The organism is Sphingomonas sp. RS2018, assembly GCF_054489605.1.
Genome location: NZ_JBTMWL010000004.1, coordinates 276,898 through 297,348 on the forward strand (window position 1 = coordinate 276,898; position 20,451 = coordinate 297,348).

The 20,451-nt window shown below is 64.3% G+C and carries 17 protein-coding genes; 13 read left to right on the forward strand and 4 right to left on the reverse strand.

Annotated elements, in window-relative coordinates:
• Nucleotides 1–17: 17 nt before the first annotated feature.
• The 4 genes from rfbB to ACX40P_RS13540 form a co-directional block, all read right to left on the reverse strand.
• Entirely contained in the window at nt 18–1,067 is a 1,050-nt protein-coding gene (rfbB, locus tag ACX40P_RS13525) for a dTDP-glucose 4,6-dehydratase (protein WP_459126877.1), read from the reverse strand.
• 13 nt (nt 1,068–1,080) lie between these two features.
• Entirely contained in the window at nt 1,081–1,644 is a 564-nt protein-coding gene (gene rfbC, locus ACX40P_RS13530; RefSeq protein WP_459126878.1) for a dTDP-4-dehydrorhamnose 3,5-epimerase, read from the reverse strand.
• A 99-nt stretch (nt 1,645–1,743) separates the two neighbouring features.
• Nucleotides 1,744–3,006: an exopolysaccharide biosynthesis polyprenyl glycosylphosphotransferase gene (locus ACX40P_RS13535; protein WP_459126879.1), complete on the reverse strand. Its 1,263-nt coding sequence runs from the start codon at nt 3,004–3,006 to the stop codon at nt 1,744–1,746.
• A gap of 164 nt (nt 3,007–3,170) precedes the next feature.
• On the reverse strand, nt 3,171–4,532 hold the full coding sequence (locus tag ACX40P_RS13540; RefSeq protein ID WP_459126880.1) for an O-antigen ligase family protein: 1,362 nt from the start codon (nt 4,530–4,532) through the stop codon (nt 3,171–3,173).
• 179 nt (nt 4,533–4,711) lie between these two features.
• Between ACX40P_RS13540 and ACX40P_RS13545 the strand changes: the two genes are divergently transcribed.
• The 13 genes from ACX40P_RS13545 (at nt 4,712) to ACX40P_RS13605 (ending at nt 20,451) form a co-directional block, all read left to right on the forward strand.
• Nucleotides 4,712–6,319, forward strand: a complete 1,608-nt coding sequence (locus tag ACX40P_RS13545; RefSeq protein WP_459126881.1) for a right-handed parallel beta-helix repeat-containing protein — start codon at nt 4,712–4,714, stop codon at nt 6,317–6,319.
• Between the two features lie 172 nt (nt 6,320–6,491).
• Nucleotides 6,492–7,616: a non-hydrolyzing UDP-N-acetylglucosamine 2-epimerase gene (gene wecB / locus ACX40P_RS13550; RefSeq protein ID WP_459126882.1), complete on the forward strand. Its 1,125-nt coding sequence runs from the start codon at nt 6,492–6,494 to the stop codon at nt 7,614–7,616.
• Nucleotides 7,613–8,911 (forward strand): oligosaccharide flippase family protein, encoded by a 1,299-nt coding sequence (locus tag ACX40P_RS13555; protein WP_459126883.1) that lies wholly within the window; start codon nt 7,613–7,615, stop codon nt 8,909–8,911. The genes wecB and ACX40P_RS13555 overlap by 4 nt, the downstream gene beginning before the upstream one ends.
• Nucleotides 8,866–10,089, forward strand: coding sequence for a glycosyltransferase (locus ACX40P_RS13560; protein ID WP_459126884.1), 1,224 nt, complete (start codon nt 8,866–8,868; stop codon nt 10,087–10,089). The genes ACX40P_RS13555 and ACX40P_RS13560 overlap by 46 nt, the downstream gene beginning before the upstream one ends.
• A 201-nt stretch (nt 10,090–10,290) precedes the next feature.
• Nucleotides 10,291–11,352, forward strand: coding sequence for a glycosyltransferase family 2 protein (locus tag ACX40P_RS13565; RefSeq protein WP_459126885.1), 1,062 nt, complete (start codon nt 10,291–10,293; stop codon nt 11,350–11,352).
• Complete coding sequence (locus tag ACX40P_RS13570; RefSeq protein ID WP_459126886.1) at nt 11,349–12,668, forward strand: hypothetical protein; 1,320 nt, start codon at nt 11,349–11,351, stop codon at nt 12,666–12,668. Before ACX40P_RS13565 ends, ACX40P_RS13570 begins: the two co-directional genes overlap by 4 nt.
• Nucleotides 12,668–13,900 carry a glycosyltransferase family 4 protein gene (locus ACX40P_RS13575; protein ID WP_459126887.1) on the forward strand — a complete coding sequence of 411 codons (1,233 nt, stop codon included), beginning with the start codon at nt 12,668–12,670 and terminating at the stop codon, nt 13,898–13,900. The genes ACX40P_RS13570 and ACX40P_RS13575 overlap by 1 nt, the downstream gene beginning before the upstream one ends.
• Entirely contained in the window at nt 13,900–14,985 is a 1,086-nt protein-coding gene (locus ACX40P_RS13580) for a DUF1972 domain-containing protein (protein WP_459126888.1), read from the forward strand. The genes ACX40P_RS13575 and ACX40P_RS13580 overlap by 1 nt, the downstream gene beginning before the upstream one ends.
• Nucleotides 14,986–15,011: 26 nt before the next feature.
• On the forward strand, nt 15,012–15,446 hold the full coding sequence (locus tag ACX40P_RS13585) for an acyltransferase (RefSeq protein WP_459126889.1): 435 nt from the start codon (nt 15,012–15,014) through the stop codon (nt 15,444–15,446).
• A 51-nt stretch (nt 15,447–15,497) separates the two neighbouring features.
• Nucleotides 15,498–16,547 carry a Gfo/Idh/MocA family protein gene (locus tag ACX40P_RS13590; protein WP_459126890.1) on the forward strand — a complete coding sequence of 350 codons (1,050 nt, stop codon included), beginning with the start codon at nt 15,498–15,500 and terminating at the stop codon, nt 16,545–16,547.
• Nucleotides 16,544–17,407, forward strand: a complete 864-nt coding sequence (locus tag ACX40P_RS13595) for a hypothetical protein (protein WP_459126891.1) — start codon at nt 16,544–16,546, stop codon at nt 17,405–17,407. The genes ACX40P_RS13590 and ACX40P_RS13595 overlap by 4 nt, the downstream gene beginning before the upstream one ends.
• Nucleotides 17,408–17,447: 40 nt before the next feature.
• Nucleotides 17,448–18,242, forward strand: a complete 795-nt coding sequence (locus ACX40P_RS13600; RefSeq protein ID WP_459126892.1) for a polysaccharide biosynthesis/export family protein — start codon at nt 17,448–17,450, stop codon at nt 18,240–18,242.
• Nucleotides 18,243–18,255: 13 nt separating this feature from the next.
• Nucleotides 18,256–20,451, forward strand: coding sequence for a GumC family protein (locus ACX40P_RS13605; RefSeq protein ID WP_459126893.1), 2,196 nt, complete (start codon nt 18,256–18,258; stop codon nt 20,449–20,451).

Here is a 20,451-nt window from a genome sequence, read left to right on the forward strand (position 1 = left end):
GACAGTCCTACATGTCATCACGCCACGCCGCGCCGCTCGGCGGCCTTGGCCGCGACCAGCGGGCGCCACCAGTCCTCGTTCGCCAGATACCATTCGACCGTCTTGCGGATGCCGCTCTCAAACGTCTCCGCGGGCGTCCAGCCCAGCTCGTCGCCGATCCGGCTCGCGTCGATCGCATAGCGCTTGTCGTGGCCGGGGCGGTCGGCGACCTCGGTCATCTGCTCGGCATAGGGACGACCGTCGGTGCGCGGGCGCAGTTCGTCCAGGATCGCGCACAATGTCCGTACCACCTCGATGTTCTGCCGCTCGTTATGCCCGCCGACATTGTAGGTGCGGCCGACCGCGCCGCGCTCGAACACCGCCTGCAGCGCGCGGACGTGATCCTCGACATACAGCCAGTCGCGGACCTGATCGCCCTTGCCGTAGATGGGGAGGGGCTCGCCATCCAGCGCCTTGGCGATCATCAGCGGGATCAGCTTTTCGGGGAAGTGGTACGGCCCGTAATTGTTCGAGCAGTTGGTGACGAGCACCGGCAGCCCGAAGGTATGGCCCCAGGCGGAGACGAGGTGGTCGCTGCCCGCCTTCGACGCCGAATAGGGCGAGCGCGGGTCGTACGGCGTGTCCTCGGTGAAGAGGCCGGTATCGCCGAGCGACCCGTAGACCTCGTCGGTCGAGATGTGGTGGAAACGGAAACGCGTCTTCGCCGCCTCGTCGAGGCCGAGCCAGTACGCTCGCGCCTCAGCCAGCATCGTGTAAGTGCCGACGACATTGGTCTGGATGAACGCGCCCGGCCCGTCGATCGAACGGTCGACATGGCTCTCGGCCGCCAGATGCGTGACGACGTCGGGGCGGAAGTCGGCGATCGCGCTGCGCACCGCCTCGGCATCGCAGATATCGCCCTGCACGAAGCGATAGCGGTTCGATGCCGCGACGCCCTCGACCGTCGTCAGTGTGCCGGCATAGGTCAGCTTGTCGAAGTTGAGGACTTCATGCTCGGTGTTGGCGATCAGATGCCGGACGAGCGCCGAGCCGATGAAGCCGGCCCCGCCGGTGACGAAGATGCGCATAGGGGTGTGTCCTTCAGGCGAGGGGGGTCAGCGGACGCCCGTCATAGGGGAAGGGGCTGTCGAAATCGTTGATATGCGGTTGCCGTGCGTCCTTCGGCGACAGTTCTGGCAGCGTGCCGGGGGGCAGCGGCCAGTCGATCCCGACACTGTCCCATGCGATGCCGCCGTCGGCTTCGGGCGCATAGGTGTCGGAGCATTTGTAGACGACCTCGCAATCGGGTTCGAGCGTCACGAAACCGTGCGCGAAGCCGATCGGAATGAAGAGCTGGTGGCCGTTCTCGGCGGAGAGTTCCGCCCCGACCCATTGGCCGTATGTCGGCGAACCCTTCCGCACATCCACCGCCACATCGAAGATCCGCCCGCGGATACACCGCACCAGCTTGTCCTGCCCGCGCGGCGGCGCCTGGAAATGCAGCCCACGCAGGGTAAAGGCGGGGGCGGACAGCGAGTGATTGTCCTGGACGAAGGTGGTGGTGATGCCGAGCGCGGCAAAGGTGTCGCGGTTGTAGGTCTCGGTGAACCAGCCACGGGCGTCGCCGTGGCGGCGGGGGGGGATGAGGACGGGGTTGCTGGGCATCACAAACCGTCCAAATCGAATAGCTTGGCCAATAACACGAATCTGCTCCGAAATAACGTGGCCATGGTCAATGGTGACTGTCGCTGGGAGAACCCGAAATCACCTGGCCCCGTGGCCGGTAATCATGATCGCGATCGTCCGCAAGGCGATCAATATATCGAGCCATATCGAATAGTTTTTCACATAGTAAAAGTCGAGATGAAGCTTTTCCCTGATTTCGTCGACCGTCGTGACATGGCCCTGATTGATTTGGGCCCATCCGGTCAGGCCCGGCTTGATGATGTGCCGATAGTGATAATAGGGTATTTCACTATCGTACCACTTGCTCAGCGAAATTGCTTCCGGCCTGGGGCCGATCAGGCTCATGTCGCCTTTTAGAATGTTGTAGAGCTGTGGCAGCTCGTCGAGCCGGCTTCTGCGCAAAAACCGGCCGAAGCGCGTCACGCGGGCGTCGGAATTCTGGGTCATCGCCTGGTGACGGGCCTGCTCGTCGCTGAGAAGGGCGCTGGACACGCGCATCGTGCGAAACTTGTAAACGGTGAAGGGATGCGCGCGAAAGCCCATCCGCTCCTGTCGGAAGATGGCCGGCCCCGGCGAATCCAGCCTGATGGCGAGGCCGATGAGCATCATCACCGGGAACGCCACGACCAGCAGGATCAGTGCGATCAGGAAGTCGATGACCGACTTGGCTTTGATCAGCAGCCCGTTCGGGTTGAGCGACCCCAACGTGTTTTCGTAGATGTGCTGGATTTCCACGCGTCCGGTAATCTGTTCGATCGCGACGCGGCTGTCGTACACGGGAATGCCGGCGAGCACCCATCGCGCGATGGCATGTTCCCAGGCCGGATCATGCTCGTGATGCAGATCGACCACGATCAAGTGGGCATCGTCGATACGGGCCTCCGGGCTGTCAATCTCGTGCCAGGAAATGCCCGCGACGGGCGGCAAATTGATGGTCTTGCCGCCGGGAATATAGGCGAACCGGCGATGCCGGCGCCGCTCGACCAGCAGGTGGATCAGCAGCAGCGCGACGTTCGACAGTATGTAGCTGCTGAACAACTGCCACCGCGAATAATCGACTCGCAGCAGCACCAGCAGCGCGGTCAGGCAACTGAACGAGATCGTTGTCGCGGTGATGACGTAACCCCCGGCGGAAATACCGGGGAACACCAGAAGCTTGCGATAACCGACATAGGCCAGCAGCAGCGCGATGCTGCTGCCAATAATCGTCGCCGCCTGGACCGTGATGAAGCTCGGCAGGCTGAACACGATCTGATAGGCCAGCATCGGCATCAGCACCGCGAAGACGATCAGGAAGACGACCTGATATCTGACCCGGGCGAGCAGGGTCGCGATCAGCATGCTGGCCCTGGAATATTTCCGGGTGGTGGGACGAGGGTTGGGCATAGATTGCAACTGACTACCTGCGATCGGTCGATAGCGAGCGACGGATGGGGTTCGTGGGGCCGGGCCCTGCCGACGACGCTGCCGGGTCGCGCCGCGGGCGCCGGGCCATTGAAGCGCATCTATGTGCGGTCACTGGCAAATTTGCGATACGCGCCCCAACAGAGCAGCGCGCTGGCGATCGCAAGGATGGCCATTACGAGCGACGTGCGCGCCGGGTAATCGACGATACTCGCCAGCGCGACCAGCACGATGATCCCCGATCCGAGCCGTCCCGGCACGACCCGGTCTCCCAAGCCGGCCTGCCAGACCCGCCAGCTTGCCAGTAGCCACCACAGCGATGCCGCGGCGATCAGCACGAGGCCTAAAATCCCGCTGTCGAGCACGACTTCGAGAAAGTCGTTGTGCGCGCGGTTAAAATAGGTGGGCTTCAGCAGGCCGAAGGGTTCGTGCAGGCGGAACACGGGGTCGAAACTCCCGAGGCCCGATCCCACCGGCGCATACTCAGATAACATCCCGCGCACCGTCGGCAGCGCGCGCACCCGCATGTCCTGGCCGACATCCGCGCTCGCGATCCGTTCGATCGACACCGCACGGTCGAACTTGATCGCAGCGAAGATCATCGCGCCGATGCACGCCGATCCGATCAGCGCCCCCGCCAGGATCGTGCGCGAGCGCCGCCGCCACAGCCTGCTCAGCGGCTCACGCACGGCAAGCCCACCGAGAACGATGCCGACGCCTGTCAGCAGCAGGCCCATGCGCGATCCGCTGGCGAGCACCGTGAGAATCAGCAGCGGCAACAGGCCGATCGCCACCGGCGTCGTCCACGACGATCGCGCGCCGCCGGCAAGCGCGCAGTAAGGCAGGATCAGGCAGCCGATCGCCAACAGCAAGGCGAAATGATTGCGATTGGCGAACGTGCCCCGGACGTCGTTCGAATAGTTGATCAGCGTCTGGCTGATATGGACGCCTGAGAACTGGAGCAGTCCCACGAACGTGGATGCAAGGACCAGGCACAGGATCAGGAACGGCAGCCAGTTGCGCTCGCGCGGGCGCAGGGTCCACACCATCGCGAGCGTGGCCGCCGGTACGATCAGCGACATGGCCGCGTTCACCGTGTTGCCGGGCGACAGCGACAACGGGCGCCAGGTTTCGGCGGTCTCGGGCAGCAATTGCGCGATCGCCTCGCGCCCCGCCAGCGACCGCCACAACCCCGGCGGCAACGGGCAAAGCTGCAACAGCGGCAGGGCGACGATTGCGGCGAACAGTCCGGCGACGATCCCCGCGCCATCGAGGGGGCTGCGCTCGGAGAAGATCAGGACGGCGATCAGCCCGGCAAAGGCCGCGCCTCTTGAGATCAACTGGCCGGCGACGTCGCTACGCGATGCGCCCCCCGCGAGCCACAGCACACCGAACAGCATCCCGAGCAACACGAACGCAAGGCTCGGCTTATACTTCTGCATCCATGGGGGTACGCGCGTCATTGCGGGCGCGATACGGGATTAGCGTCATAAAGGAAAGTTCCCGCAACCGGCGGTACGCTCGCCTCCGCCGTAAGGGCGGGCGTTCGCCAGACGTCCTGTCGTGCAGCGATCTGCTTCACCAGGCATTCAGTGCGGATGCGTTGGAAGGTCCGGCTTGCCGGTAGGTTTCGGAGGTTGCCGTGTTCGATCGTTTTGCCCTCAGCCGACGGACCCTGGCGGCACTGCTTTTCGGCGCCCCCGCCGCCGCCGTTCCGGTGCGTCAGGCGCGTCCGGCCGACAGCCGGGGCGCCGCGAATCCGCGCGCCGCGGCGATATTGGTTATCGATTTCGGCGCAAGAGGGGATGGCCGGGCCGACGATACGGCCGCGATCCAGGCCGCGCTCGACCATGCGGGGCAATTGTCGATCGAGGACGCCGCGTTCGAGGGCTTCGGCTATGTGCGCAAGGGCGGCGCGACCGTCCACCTGCCCGCCGGCGACTATCGGACGACGGCCACGCTTTCGGTGCCGCAGAACGTGTCCGTCGAAGGCGATGGGCGGCACGCCTCGATCATCCGCTCGACCGCCACGGGGCATGTGCTGCGCAACGATGCCCGGTCCACGACGCAGGGCACCTACGATCGGTCTGGCATCGCGCTGCGCGACTTCGGGATCATCGGCGACCGGTCGCGGCCGCGACAGGTCGGCATCGGCCTGTTGCGAGCGGTCGGGGCCCGAATCGACAACGTCCATGTCAGTAAGTGCGGTTCGCACGGCATAGAATTGCTCCAGGTCGGATGCAGCAGCTTCATCCACGTCGAATGCGTGCGCAACGGCGGTCACGGGCTGGAGATCGGCCAAGGAAAGGACGATTGGGACAAGCCGGCCAACGCATGGCCTTCCAACGCCAACCTGTTCGAGACCTATCGCGCGGTGCAGAACGACGGTGCCGGGGTTAGGCTAGGGCGGGCGTCCAACGGCAACATGTTCCTCAACGCGATCTGCGAATATAACGGCCGCGCCGCCGCGGACGATGCCGGCTTCAACCTCGTCAGCGCCAGCGATGGCTACGTCCCGAACATCTTTCACGGCCTGTGGACGGAAGGTCCGGCCGAAAGCCATGTGCTGGTCGAGAACAACGACATCTCCACCGCGCTCGAGCTGGTGAACTGGCGGCATTTCGGGAACGGGCCATCGGGCAATGTCGGCCGCGCGCTGATCGTCCGGCGGGGCACCGTCAGGCTGCGCGGCGCGGTCGCGCCGGCCGCATCGTACCGCCGGATCGCCGGCTCGATCGCGCCGTTCCGCCTCGCCAGCCTGCGCGACGCGATCATCCACGTCACCGACGCATCGGGCGCGAAGGTCGCGGGGCTTGACTTGGTCGAGGGGCCAGACGGCAAGACGACCGGGCTGGAGAACAACCTGCGGCAGCGGGATTTCGATGTCGTCTATGGGCCGCTCCGCCATTATGCGGCCGATGGCGGCATCGCGGCCGACGAATGGTACACCGACCGTTTTCGCGGTGAACCGTATCTCCGGATCGAACCCTTCCACAAGGCGCTGGCCTTCGGCGACGGTCGAGCGGCGCCCGACGTTATGCTGAAGCGCACGGGCGCGCGTACCCTGGGACTGGACGACCGGGGAGGGGCGCAGTTCTTCGACCATGGATCGGGGTGGAACGGGGGGCATCTGAAGATGGGGAACCACCATCTATGGGTCGACGGCGCCGGGGTGCTGCGGATCAAGGAGGGGGTCCCGACCGGCGATACCGACGGGGTGGCGGTCGGCGCGCAGGGTGTCCGGCGATAGCGCCCTTCGGGCCGCTGCGTCCGTGCTTTGGCCTTCCCAACATTTTCGCGATCCACTATCGCAGAATTCGAACTAGCCGAAGTGTCAAATAAGACTCTGTTTTTGCCTCGTTTGTCTAAATTTTCGTGAATGACAGGCGCGCGGACGGCGTTTCCTTTTCGACGGTGGACTGATGCAAAAGATCCTAATTACCTTCGGCACGCGGCCGGAGGCCATTAAAATGGTCCCGGTCATCCGGGCGCTTCGGTCGCTGCCCGGGTTCGAGGTCAGGGTGTGCGTCACGGCCCAGCATCGTCAGATGCTGGATCAGGTGCTGTCGCTGTTCGACATTGTGCCGGACTTCGACCTCAACCTAATGAAGGCGGGTCAGGACCTCACCGACATCACCGCACAGGTCCTGGTCGGGATGCGCGAGATCTTCGGGGAATGGACGCCCGATCGCGTGATCGTCCACGGCGACACCACCACCGCGATGGCCGCGAGCCTGGCCGCGTTCTACCGCCAGATTCCGGTCGCGCATGTCGAGGCGGGTTTGCGGACGCGGAATATCTATTCGCCATGGCCTGAGGAGATGAACCGGCGGATCGTCGGCAGGATCGCCGATATCCATTTTGCGCCCACCGAGACGGCGCGCCGGAACCTCCTAGAGGAAGGGGTCGACGACGCGACCATCCATGTGACCGGCAACACCGTCATCGACGCGTTGCTGGAAATCGTCGACCGTATCGACCGGGGCGACGATGCGGTCGCGGATACGGCGGGCGCATTCGACTTTCTTGACGCGGACAGAAAGCTGATCCTTGTCACCGGGCACCGGCGCGAGAATTTCGGCCAGGGCTTCGAGAACATCTGCAGCGCGCTCAATGAGATTTCGCTGCGGCCGGACGTGGAGATCGTCTATCCCGTTCACCTTAACCCGAATGTCCAGGAGCCGGTTCGCCGAATCATCGGCGATCGCGACAATATCCACCTGATCGAACCGCTGGATTACTTTCCGTTCGTCTATCTGATGAGCAGGGCCTATCTGATCGTCACCGATTCGGGCGGCATCCAGGAAGAGGCGCCTTCGCTGGGCAAGCCGGTGCTCGTCATGCGCGACAATACCGAACGTCCCGAGGCGGTCGATGCCGGCACCGTGAAGCTGGTCGGCACCGATCCACAGCGGATCGTGCAGGCCGCGGCCCTCTTGCTCGACGATGCAGGCCAATATGCACGGATGGCCGAAACGACCAACCCCTATGGCGATGGCCTGGCGGCGGGGCGGATCGCCGCGGCGCTAACCGGGCGGAACGTGTGATCCCTCTCGCGCGCTTCCGGTCGTCTAACCCGCTCGTCGGCCGCCTGTTCCGGGGGGCGGTATGGGGGGTGGTCGGCGCGATCTTCACACGGCTGCTGGCTTTGCTGCTCAGCGTGGCGCTGGCAAGGATCCTGCAAACCGAGCGGTTCGGCCAGTTTCTGATCATCCAGAACACGCTCGGCATGTTCGGCGTGTTCGCGGGCCTGGGGCTCGGCGTCGTCGCGACCAAGTTCGCCGCCGAGCTCCATGCTGCAGAGCCCGAGCGCCTCGGCCGGATCCTCAGCCTAGTGCGATTGACAGCCATCGTCGGCAGCATCGTCGTGGCGATCGTGCTGGCGCTGCTGGCACCGTATATCGCTCGTGACATCTTTCGGCATCCCGAACTGACCTTCTACGTCAGGATCACCGCGGCGACGGTCGTGTTCCTGACGATCGACGGCTACAACAACGCGGCGCTCTTCGGACTGGAGCATATCAAGCAGAGCGTCCAGGGCACGTTCCTGTCCGCCATCATTGCGACGCCCGCATCGCTTCTGCTGACGTGGAAGCTGGGCCTAGCGGGCGCGGTCTACGGCGTCCTGCTCTTGTCCTTCCTGCAATGCCTGATTAGCCATGTCGTGCTCGATCGGGCGTTGCAAGAACGCGAGATTCCGTACCGCCGGCACCAGCGCACGGACTGGAGTGTCCTGCATCAATACGCTCTGCCGTCCCTGCTCGGTGGCATGATGGTGGCGCCAGTCCACTGGCTGTGCCAGGCGATGCTCGCCAACCAGTCCGGCGGCATGGTCCAGGTCGCGATCCTGGGGATCGGCTTTCAGTGGTTCCAGGCGGTCAGCTTCCTGCCGACGGCGCTGGCGCGGGTCGTCCTGCCCGTGCTGACCGATGTGACCGTCAGGCAGGGCAGGCAGCAGTCCAACACCGTGCTTAAATCGGCGATCGTGGCCAATGCCGCCGTCGCGGTGCCGATCGCGCTAGCGATCGCCCTGTTCAGCGGATGGATCATGCGGGTCTATGATGTAGAGGCGACGCATGCGGGCGCGGCGCTGAGCCTGATGGTCGCGGCATCCGCGGTGTCGGCGATGTGTACCGCCGTTGGTCAGGTAATGGTGGCCAAGGGCAGGATCTGGCAGGGCTGGATCATGAACATGGGCTGGGCGGCAATCTATGTCGGCGTGTCCTACCTGCTCATCGACTTTGGCGCCATCGGTGTCGCCACCGGGCTGCTGATCGCCTATATCGCCCATGGCGGATGGATTTCCGTCTGGACCTGGAACAGCATGCGATCGGCGGACTGACGCGCCTGCGCACCGTCGTCGTCGCCTGCCCCCCCCTTTACGAGCCGGACACGACGATGAAGAAATCCATGCTGTACCTGATGCATGTCGATTGGGGATGGGCGAAGCAACGCCCGCACTTCGTCGCAGAGGGGCTGGCGCGCTATTACGACGTCAGCGTCCGTTTCGTGCAGAGTTTCAACCGCAAGTTGGTCAGCAAGGGCGATCAGAACGATCGGGTCGACATCGGCGGAATCTTCCGATTTCCGCTGGCCCGGTTCGCGGCGGTGCGCGCGCTCAACGCGCTGACCGCCCAGCTGCAACTTCATCCACAGGTTCGGTCCTCGTCGATCGTCTGGGTCACGCATCCGAACATGTTCGACCTGGTCCGCCAATCGCTCAGGGCGGAGGCGGTGCTAATCTACGATTGCATGGACGACGTCCTGGAATTCCCCGACACGCGGCACGATCCCGCGAAGCGGGAGGCGATGGCGCGACTGGAGGGGGCGCTGGCGGCTCGGGCAGACGTCGTCTTTGCCTCGTCACGCTATCTGAAGGCCAAGCTGCGCGATCGCTACGGCATCGGGGACGACAGGCTGCACGTCGTGAACAACGGCATCAACCTGGCGCCGCGCGCCGCCGCACAGGCCACGAACGCGGCGGTGCCGCTGCGCGACCTGCTTGGGCCCGCCGCCGATGCCGTGGGCAAGCGGATGGTTTATATCGGCACGATCTCCGAATGGTTCGACTTCGACATCGTGCTGCGAACGCTCGAGGAGCGCGACGACATCAGCTATGTCATCGTCGGCCCCCGCGAGATCGACCCGCCGACGCACCCCAGGCTTTTCGTCGTCCCGCCGGTCGCGCACCACGAGGTCGCGCGGATCATGGACTGGGCGGATGCCCTGATCATGCCGTTCCGGCTCACCGAGCTCATCCGTTCGGTCAATCCGGTCAAGGTCTATGAGTATATTCGCGCGGGCAAGCCTGCCGTCGTCCTGCGCTATGGCGAGACCGAGGTGTTCGAGCCCTACGTCCATCTCTATGCGACAGCGCAGGAATATTCGCAGATCGTGGCGCAGATCGCGCAAGGGAGCCTGCCAAAACTGAGCAACCGCGCGGCGGCTAAGCGGTTCGTCGAGGGCAGCAGTTGGACGGCAAGGGTCGATGCGTTGATGACGAAGATCCCGGTGAGATGAGCGCGTGACTTGCGGCGTGCCTGCCCGAACGGGCGCGCGGTCCGACAAAAGACCTTTCTGATCGCGACACGATCATCTAATCGCCCGTCAACCGGGCGACGGTGATACGACCTGCATTTCCATGTCCCGGTCGTTTCCGTTGTATGCGAGGGGCTGGCCTCGCCTCGCCGGTTCGATCGCGCGACTGCAACTGGAACCGAGATGACCACGGTCACTGCCATCATTGTCAATTGGAACGGTGCCGCCGACACAATCGCCTGCCTCGAATCGCTCCGGCTGGTTTCGCCCCCCGGTTGCGAGCTGTCGGTCGTGGTCACCGACAATGCATCGTCGGACGGATCGTTCGCCGCGATCGGCCAGGCCCTGACGCAGCGCGGCTATCGCGCCGAGCCGCTCGCGGTGCCGTCCGACCTCGGCCGCCGGGTTTCCCGGGCGGTCTGTCATGTGCCGGGTGATGGCGGCCCCGACGTCACCCTGGTCCAGGCGCTCGACAATCTCGGTTTTGCCGGCGGCAACAATGTCGGCGTGGCGATGCGCGCCGCGGCCGGGCGGTCCGATTACTTCTGGTTCCTTAACAGCGACACGTTGGTCGATCGAGCGGCCCTGTCGGCGCTCCTCGCCAAGATGGCGGCCGAGCCGGCGGTCGGCATGTGCGGCAGCACGCTGATCCATGCGTCCGACCGCACGACGGTCCAATCCTATGGCGGGTCGTGCTACTCGCTGCGCACCGGGCGCGCATGGGCGCCGGGCGATTGCTGCCGCTACGACCCCGACGTCACCGACGAGTGGGCGGAGCGGCGCATCAACTACGTCTCGGGCGCGGCGATGTTCGTGCGCGCCGCCATCCTGGATGCGGTAGGCCCGATGTGCGAGGACTATTTCCTATACAACGAGGAAATCGACTGGGCCGTTCGCGCGCGCGGGCGCTTCCGCCTCGGCGTTGCGACGGATTCCATCGTCTATCACAAGGTCGGGGCCAGCATCGGCACGGAAGGCGCGGCCGGGTCCGCAAGCCGGCTCGCCACCTTCTACCAGACGCGCAGCAAGCTGTTGTTCGCGGCAAAGCACAGCAAGCGCTTCTATCCGACGGTGTGGTTGACGCTCCTCGCAAGGGCCGCGAAGTTCATGCGCGTGGCATCCCGGCGGGCGGAAGCGGCAGTGATCCTGCAGGTCCTTGCGGGCCGGCGTTCGGTCGATCCGCGCTGGTTCGCGGAACGGCGCCAGCAGGAACAGGCGCCGATGGCCGCGGAGGTGGTGCAGTGACCGCCGCGCTGATCATGGAGGATCTGCCTTTGGCCGGGCGGGCACCCGCCCCGGCTGTTCCGGCGACCGCGGCCCGCCCCTATCGCGTCCTGTTCCTGCTTATCGCGCTGCCGCTTTTCTTTTCGGTCGGGCGCTTCATTCCACTCACGAAATGGACGCTGGAGATCGGCATCCTAGTGGCGATCGGCGCGGCCGTGTTCGCCGATATCGGCACGCGTCCGGGACCGCGCAGCTCGTTCAACCTTTACATCATGCTGGTCGCGTTCGGGATCCCGGTGTTGGGCGCCTTCAGTGCCTACGTCGTCTTCGGCCAGCCCATGCTGTACGGCCTTGCGACGCAGCGCGGCTGCCTCCTGGCGCTATTCGCATATGCAACCGGCAAGCTGATCGGCAACGGACGGCTCACCCTGGCCGAGTTCGAGCGTGCGTTCATCATCCTCGCATGGGTGAACCTGGCGATTTGCGCACCCGTCCTGATCCTGCTCGATCCGAACAATTATTCGGAGCTGGGCGCGCTGGTCAGCGACGGCGGCGGCGTATTCAACGAATTCCATCTGCCGATGGCGTTTATTATTCTCGGCGCCATGCTGTATTTCTCCCGCTATATCCTCAGCGGGAACGTGAAATACGGCCTGGTGACCCTCCCCTTCGTCCTATATATCGTCGCAGGTAACAGCGGGCGTATTCTGAACATTTCCCTGCTGGTGTCGCTTATGACGATTGCCTGGATCGGAAGCCCGAAAAGGCGAACGAAAAATGTCATTATTGCCATCGCGTTCGGCTTTTTCGTCGTTTCCGCCGTGGCGCTCTATAATCCCGACAAGATCGCAACCATGGTCTCGAAGTACAGCGATGCTTTCGCCGCCGTGTCCGGCGCGTACGACGTCGAGGATATTTCGGCCAACGCCCGCATCATCCAGACGGAACTGGTTAGGCCTTTCATCGCCGACAGCCCGATCATCGGGACGGGCTCGGTCAGTAACGAGTGGAATGGCGGCTATCAGCAGATGTTCGGCTACTTCCATCCATCGGACCTTGGCGTCATCGGACTGGTCTTCGTTTACGGGGCGATCGGGGTTGCCTTCTTCTCGATCCAGTATCTCGTCCTGTTCAAGGTCCTTCGCCTGGTCTCGCCGCTGCGCGGTGACCATGCGCACAACGACGTGCTGCTGGCTGTCCTTGCGAATCTGATGTTCGTGATGGTTGCGTCCATGGTCACGGGCACCTTCCTGCTGGTGCCCGAGCAGACCCTGTTCTTCTTCGCCTTTATCATCGCGCAGCTACAGTTGAACGCTGTTTCGGATGCGATGAAATGATGGAGACGTCACGATCGGAAGCGCGTGCCGGCACGTCGGTGGGGGTCGTCGTCGTCGAACCAGTGGGCGGCCATGGCGGCATGGACTTCTGGGACCATTCGCTGTGCACCGCCCTGGCAGAGGCGAACTGGCGGCCGCTCCTGCTGACGTCGCAAGCACTGCCGGACCCAGCCCGGACCTATCCTGCCTGGGAGATTTTCCAGGGGGTCTTTGGACCGCGACCCAAGTGGCGTCGCGGGCTTCGGCACGTCGGCGCGACGGTCAAGGGGCTGTGGAAGGCGCGCCGCCTTGGCGCGCGGATCGCCCATTTCCACTTCTTTCACGTCGGCGCGCTGCAATATTTCGGCGTGCTCGTCGCGCGGATGTTTGGGTTGCGCGTCGTCGTCAGCGCCCATGACGTCGGCTCTTTCCGCGCCGGTGAATCGCGAGGAATCCTGAGCCGGCTCTACGAGGCCAGCGATGCGATCGTCGTGTACAGCGCACGTGGGCGGGAGATGCTCACGGCGACGTTCGGCATGCCCGCCGAAAAGGTCTTCGTCGTCCCGCACGGCAATTATGCAGGCTTTCTGCCGCCGCTGCCTGCCCGATCCGCCGCAAAGGCGGCGTTCGGCTATACGAGCGACGAGTTCGTCGTCCTGTTCTTCGGGCAGCTCAAGCGCGTGAAGCGGCTCGACCTGCTGCTCGAGGCGGCGGCGGTCGCCCGGTCGAGAAGCGGCGATCGCATCCGTTTGCTGGTCGCCGGCAGCGCCGCCGATTCCGATATGGCCGCGATCGATCGACTAATTGCCGACGAGAATCTGTCGGCGATCGTGCAGCTTCACGCCCGCTACATTCCGAACGAGGAACTGCCGCGCTATCTCGCGAGCGCAGATCTGGCCGTTCTGCCCTATGACAACATCTACCAGAGCGGCGTCGTGCTGCTGGCGATGACGAACGGCGTTCCGGTGCTGACCAGCGACATTCCCGGCATGCTGGAAGTCGTCGACCATGGCCGAACGGGCCTGACGTTCAGGGCTGGCGATGCGGACGACTTGGCGAACACCCTGCTGGCGGCGGCGCGCGAAGAGTGGAACCTCGCTGACCTGTCGGCCGAGGCGTCGCGATACGTCGCCACCCGGCATTCCTGGACGAATTGCGCTCTGGCGACTATCAAAGCCTATTGCGCCACCGGCGAGGACATCGCGCCGGTGTCGGCGCGGTACGGCGCCACCCCCCTTCGCGGAGCATCATAGTGCTGCATATCGTGGGCATCGTCGGCGTGCCCGGAAACTACGGCGGTTTCGAAACGCTGGCAGACTATCTGCTCGATTCGGTACCGATCCGCCGCGTGGGCTGCACGGTCTATTGCGAACAGCAGGTGGTCGATTGGCAGGGTGCGACCTACAAGGGTGCCCGGCTCGTGCCGCTGCGGTGGCGGGCGACGGGCTGGCAGTCGATCCTGTTCGACACCTGGGGCCTCTGGAAGGGCAGCCGGCAGGGCGGGGTCGTCCTGGTGCTGGGAACATCGGCGACGTTCTGGTTGCCGTTGTTGCGGCGACTGTTCCCGGGGGTGCGCTATGTCGTGAACATGGCGGGCCTCGAATGGGCGCGATCCAAATGGGGCGGCGCGGCCCAGCGCATCCTGAAGTACAACGAGGCTGCGGCTGCTCGCAGCGCCCATGTGTTCATCGCCGACAACCAGGGTCTGGTCGATTATGTCCGCCGGACCTACGATCGCCCGTCCGTCCTGATCGCCTATGGTGGCGACCAGTTCGAGGCAATCGCCGCCGATCATTCGGTTTTCGACGACCACGACCTGCCGGCGCGATATGATTTCGCGATGGCCCGGGCACAGGTAGACAACAATCTCGAGCTCATCCTCGATGCGTATGTCGAAAGCGGCCTGCCGCTCGTCTTCGTGTCGAACTGGGCGTCGTCGCCCTATGGTCAGGCGATCCGCGAACGATACCGGCAGCACTCGAATCTCTTGCTCATCGGTCCGATCTATGACCCCGCAAAGGTCAAGGCGCTGCACCAGCGCGTGCGCCTCTATGTTCACGGCCACAGCGCCGGGGGCACCAATCCGGTTCTCGTCGAAGCGATGTGGGCCGGGCTGCCGACACTGGCGTTCGACGTGCCGTTCAACCGCTACACGACGCACGAGCACGGCTTCTACTTCGAGACGCGCGACGAACTGGTCGCGCTGTCGCGGCATACGCCGCCGGATGCCCTCGCCAGGTCGGGTGCCGCGCTGCGCGCGACGGCCGAGCGGTGCTACAGTTGGGCAGCCATCCGGCAGGCCTATGAGGAAGTCATCTTGTCGATGGAGGTCGCGTGACGTCGCGAAAGAGCCTGCGGATCGTCGTGCTGGAACAGCTCGGCCCCGTCGTTCAGCGATGGCGCTATCGCCTGCTCCAGGCTAAGGGCTATCGCAACATCGACCGCAACGTCATCATCGAGCGCAACGTCAATCTGGACCGGGTGTTTCCCGAGTCCATCCATATCGGCGAAGGCACCCTGATCGCGAGTTCGACGACGATCCTGTGTCACGAGCACGTCTATCGCGATCCGGCGGACCCCGAATTGCCGTTGCGCAGCCCGGTCTACATCGGCAAGCGCTGCTTCATCGGGGTAGCATCAGTGATCCTGCCGGGCGTGACGATCGGCGACGATTGCCTAATTGGCGCGGGTACGATCGTTACCAAGGACATTCCCGCGGGCTCGATCGCGGTGGGCGTTCCGGCGAAAGTCATCCGGTCCGGCATCAGAATGTCCGCGAAGGCCGTCCTGCTCGACTAACGGTTCCGGTCCGCCGGCCGGCCGGCACCCTATTCATTGCGGGGAAGTGATATGACGTTATTGGTTGTCGGCGGTGGCAAGATGGGCATGTCGCATCTTGCGCTGTGCACACCCTATGTTGGAAAGCGCAACATCGCGCTGTGCGACAAGAGCTTCCTGACACGGCAGTTCTTCCGATATCTTGGCTATCAGACCTTCTCCAGCGTGGACAAGGCTGAGGCTAGACTGAAGTCCATCCGCGGCATGGTGATCGCCACGCCGACCGGTTCGCATGCCGCGCTTGGCCGCTGGGCGATTGAGCGCCGCATCCCGGTTTTCATCGAAAAGCCGCTGACGCTGAGCGTCACGGCCAGCGAGCAACTTCGACAGGCCGCGGAGGCGGGCCAGATTCCGGCGCAGGTGGGCTTCGTGATGCGCCACGTCGCCAGCTTCCAGCGCCTGCGGGCGGTGGTGCACGACCGCAGCCTCGGCGCGCTTCGCGGCTATACCGCGTCGATGCGCGGCAACGTAATGACGAAGGCGCCGCCGGAGGATAGCTGGCAGGGCAATTTCGCGCGCGGCGGCGGGTGCCTCAACGAATATGGTCCGCACATCATCGACCTGTGCAGCTTCGTCTTCGGCCCCGTCCGGAACGTCGAGGCGGCGGAGGCGGTTCGGGTCCACTGCGTCAACGCCGACGACCGGACCAGCGTGCAATGGACGCATCGCCCCCCCAGTGCGACGGACGATGTGGCGGGCGCGCTCGTCATCGACTGGGCCGACGCCAGCAAGCGGAAATCCGTGATCGAGATCGTCGCCGATTTTGACCATGCACAGCTTCGGGTCGATAATTCGGTGGTGGAGGTGAACTGGCACCCGGACAGCAGCCTGTCGGCGGTGGATCGGGCAGAAATCGACCTGTCGGTCCAACCGGCCAATGTCGCCTATTACCTGCGCGGCGAGGAATTCTCGCTCGAGCTCGAGGATTTCCTCGAAATGTGCGGCCAGTCGGGGACGCACGTCGACCCCTCGCTTCCCGATGGCGTCACCGCTACGCTGGCCGATGGATGCGAAGTCGACCGGCTCATCGATCTCATTGCTAGCAAGGCTGGACTGAAATGACCTTTGGCAGAGCTATCCTGGGCGACAATCAGTTTCTCGGCGTCAATCACGCGAACCAGGCCAAGGCGGCCGAGCTATACGAGCGCTTCAAGAATCCCGATGCGATTTTGGAAGTCATCGCGGCCGCCTATACCGCGGGCGTGCGCGATTTTATGTTCACGACCCACGAGCGCTACGACGCCGTCTTCGAGGAGATTCGCCGCTCGAACCTGTTTCCGCGCATGTATTACTCCCCTTGCCTCCCCTATGCGCACAAATACTGGAACAAGTTGTCCGAACGGGGCCTCGGATACCTGTTGATGTCGACCGTCGGCCAGATGAATCCGCTGCCGATGGTGCCGGCGGGTCTCGGTCTGCTGGCCGGTCGGACGGGCGGCATCATGCATCTGCTGACGCGGATGGAAACGCTGGCGTGCAAGGGATTGCCGCTGCGCGGCGTGTTCCTCCAGAACTTGGCGTTCGATTTCGTCATGGCGATGGAGCTGTACGGAGTGATCGAGGACTTCGCGAACGCCGTGTCGCGGCGGCTCGGGGTTATTCCGGGGTTCGTGACCATGAACCATCCCAAGGCGGTGGAAACTCTGTGCGACCGGATCGGTTTGGAACGCCCCTGGCTGTGCGCCAATTACAATATCGCCGGCTTTCGCATGAACCCCTCTGCGGCGGCGTGCGAGGCGTCGTTTGCAGCGCACCGGACCCATAACATCGCCATGTCGATCCTGGCCTCCGGGCGCGCGTCCCCATCGGAAGCGGTGCGGTATGTCCGCTCGAAGGTCGATGATGGCGGGGTCGATGCGATCCTATTCGGTTCGTCGAGCGAAGCCAATATCCGGGCCAATCTGGCGGTCATCAACGGCTGAGCCGTTCCCCGCTTGCGTACGCTTCCGACCGCGCGAAAGCGTGCGGGGCATTCGCTTTACCCTTTGTCAACGACCCCCTATAGACGCCTCGTCCGTTACCCCCACCGGAAGTCCGTCCAAACGCATGCATAAGTTCTGCACAAGCCTGTTGGTGATCCTGGCCTTGTCAGGCTGCTCAAGGCGGGAGCCATTGGTTTCGACCGACCGTCTGACGGTCGTACAAGATACCGCGACCTTGCCACCGCCCAACCGCCTGGATCTGACTGCGGCGGATCGTCCCGCGCTGATCGGTCCGCTGGATACCGTCCAGATCGACGTGTTCAACGTCCCCGATCTCAGCCGCGAAATGCAGGTCGATGCAAGCGGGCGGATCGCTATGCCGCTGGTGGGTACGGTCGATGCCCGCGGCAAGACGGCGCAGGAACTGGGCGCGGCGATCGAGACCGCTTTGCGCGGCCGCTACGTCCGCAATCCTGAGGTGACGGTCAACATCAAGAGCTCGGTGAGCCAGGTCGTTACCATCGACGGTCAGGTCGTCGAACCCGGCCTGTATCCGGTGACCAATCAGATGACGCTGTTGCGCGCGATCGCCTCCGCGAAGGGGCTTTCGGAATTCGCGCGGCTCGAGGAGGTCGTCATCCTGCGCACCGTCAACGGACGCAAGATGGCCGGTCTCTATAATATCGGCGCAATCCGTCGGGGCGCGTACGACGATCCGCCGATCTATGCCAACGATGTCGTCGTCGTCGGGGATTCGCCGCAGCGTCGTCTTTTCCGTGACGTCGTGTCACTCGCTCCCATCCTCGCCGCGCCGCTAATTGCGGTCGTACAATAAGGTCGAGACGATCATGCAACTCGTGACCTCGCCCCAGTCCGGGGGCGTTTCGACCCCAGCGTCCATTCCGTTTGCCGCCGAACCGGCGGGCGTGCCGATCATCCGGCAATATCTGCGCATCGCCTTGCGCTGGCGCTATGTCATTATCGGCACCGCGATCGCGTGCGTGCTGCTAGGCCTCGTCGTGACGTTGCTGATGACGCCGAAGTACACGGCCACGTCGGTGGTCGAGATCGCGCGGGAATCGAACCAGGTCACTAGTTTTCAGGGTGTCGAACGGGAAACCAGCGCAATCGACCAAGAATTCTATCAGACGCAATACGGGTTGCTGAAGTCGCGCGCGCTGTCCGAGCGCGTGGCACTCCAGCTCCGCTTGACCGACGATCCGAAGTTCTTCGAGATGTTCGGTTTTACCAGCGACGCCCCGGCCTTCCGGCTGAGCAACGGTCGCTACCCGGTAAGCGGCCGTCAGGAGCGCCAGCGGGTCGCCGGCGAAATCCTGCGCAAGAACCTGTCCGTCAACCCGACGCGGCTGTCGCGTCTGGTCGACATCGCCTTCACCAGCCCCGACGCGCAGTTTTCGGCCAAGGTCGCGAACGCGTGGGCGGACAATTTCATCCAGACCAACCTCGAGCGCAAGCTCCAGGCGACGTCCTACGGTCGCAATCTGCTGCAGCGCCAGCTCGCGATCCAGAAGGAGCGGCTCGACAACAGCCAGCGCCAGCTCGTCGCCTATGCAACGGAGCAGGGCATCATCAACCTGCCCGCGCAAGGAGCCGCTAATGGCCAGGCGACCGCCGAGCGGTCGATCGTCGCCGACGATCTGGCGACCCTGAACAATGCGTTGGCCCAAGCGACCGCGGATCGTATCCAGGCTCAGGCGCGCGCCGAACAGAGCGGCCGCGCCGGTGCGTCGGCGGAGGCATTGCGCAACGTCGCGATCAACAATCTGCGTCAGCGTCGGGCCGAGCTCGCCGCGGAATACCAGCGGCTGATGGTCCAGTTCGAGCCCGGCTATCCGGCCGCCCGCGCGGTGCAGTCGCAAATCGACCAGCTCGATCGGTCGATCGCGCGCGAGGAGGGCCGGGTATCGGGATCGGCGCAGGCCGAGTTCAGCGAAGCGCAGCAGCGCGAGCGCACCTTGCAGGCCAAGGTCAACGAGCTGAAGGCGAGCTTCCTCGACAATCGGCGCCGCAGCATCGAATACAATATCTTCCAGCAAGAGGTCGACACCAACCGCGCGCTGTATGACGGGCTGCTGCAGCGGTTCAAGGAGATCGGGGTCGCCGGCGGCGTCGGCGTGAACAACATCTCTGTCGTCGATGCGGCCGAAGTGCCCCAGCGGCCTTCCAGCCCGCGCCTGCTGATCAATCTCGCCGTCGCGCTTCTGGCCGGCCTTGCGCTCGGTGCAGTCGCCGCGTTCGTGCTGGAGCAGATGGACGAGGCGATCGCCGACCCGGCCGAACTCGAGCGGCGCCTTGGCCTGCCGCTGCTTGGGTCCGTGCCCAAGGTGTCGGACGGCAAGTCGCCGCGCGACGAGTTGCTCAACCGCAAGTCCGAACTGGTCGACGCCTATCTGGCCGTGCAGACCAATCTGGCCTTCACCACCGAGCATGGCGTGCCGCGGTCCTTCGCGGTCACCTCGACCCGGCCGGCGGAGGGGAAGTCGACCACGGCGCTGGCGCTGGCGACGACGCTGGCGCGCGCCGGCCGCCGCGTCATTTTGGTCGATGGCGACATGCGCTCGCCTTCGGTTCATCACCTCGGCGGCGTCAGCCACGATCACGGGCTCAGCAACTTCCTGTCGGGCGAGGACAATATCCCGTTGCTGACCTTCCCGATGACCGACCTCGGCTTTACCGCGATGTCGGCCGGCCCCATCCCTCCCAATGCCGCCGAGCTGCTGACGGGTCACCGGCTGTCGGCGCTGATCGAGCGGCTGCAGCAGGACTATGACCATGTCGTCATCGATTCGCCCCCGGTCATGGGATTGGCTGACGCACCGCTGATCGCCGCGCGGGTGGAGGGCGTGATCTACGCCGTCGAGTCGCACGGGATTCGCTCCACGCTCGTCCGCACCGCGCTTGCCCGTCTGGCGAGCGCCAACTCGCGCGTCTTCGGCGGCGTGTTGACCAAGTTCGAAAGCCGCAAGTCGCATTATGGCTATGAATATGGCTATGGCTATGGACGCGGCGACGCCAAGGCGTAG

Bases quoted from the DNA above. Each gene is read 5' to 3' on its own strand.
- ACX40P_RS13540 (WP_459126880.1), bottom strand. From the start codon at position 4,532: ATGACGCGCGTACCCCCATGGATGCAGAAGTATAAGCCGAGCCTTGCG.
- ACX40P_RS13535 (WP_459126879.1), bottom strand. From the start codon at position 3,006: ATGCTGATCGCGACCCTGCTCGCCCGGGTCAGATATCAGGTCGTCTTC.
- wecB (WP_459126882.1), top strand. From the start codon at position 6,492: ATGCAAAAGATCCTAATTACCTTCGGCACGCGGCCGGAGGCCATTAAA.
- ACX40P_RS13590 (WP_459126890.1), top strand. From the start codon at position 15,498: ATGACGTTATTGGTTGTCGGCGGTGGCAAGATGGGCATGTCGCATCTT.
- ACX40P_RS13560 (WP_459126884.1), top strand. From the start codon at position 8,866: ATGGATTTCCGTCTGGACCTGGAACAGCATGCGATCGGCGGACTGACG.
- ACX40P_RS13595 (WP_459126891.1), top strand. From the start codon at position 16,544: ATGACCTTTGGCAGAGCTATCCTGGGCGACAATCAGTTTCTCGGCGTC.
- ACX40P_RS13605 (WP_459126893.1), top strand. From the start codon at position 18,256: ATGCAACTCGTGACCTCGCCCCAGTCCGGGGGCGTTTCGACCCCAGCG.
- rfbC (WP_459126878.1), bottom strand. From the start codon at position 1,644: ATGCCCAGCAACCCCGTCCTCATCCCCCCCCGCCGCCACGGCGACGCC.
- ACX40P_RS13565 (WP_459126885.1), top strand. From the start codon at position 10,291: ATGACCACGGTCACTGCCATCATTGTCAATTGGAACGGTGCCGCCGAC.
- ACX40P_RS13575 (WP_459126887.1), top strand. From the start codon at position 12,668: ATGGAGACGTCACGATCGGAAGCGCGTGCCGGCACGTCGGTGGGGGTC.
- rfbB (WP_459126877.1), bottom strand. From the start codon at position 1,067: ATGCGCATCTTCGTCACCGGCGGGGCCGGCTTCATCGGCTCGGCGCTC.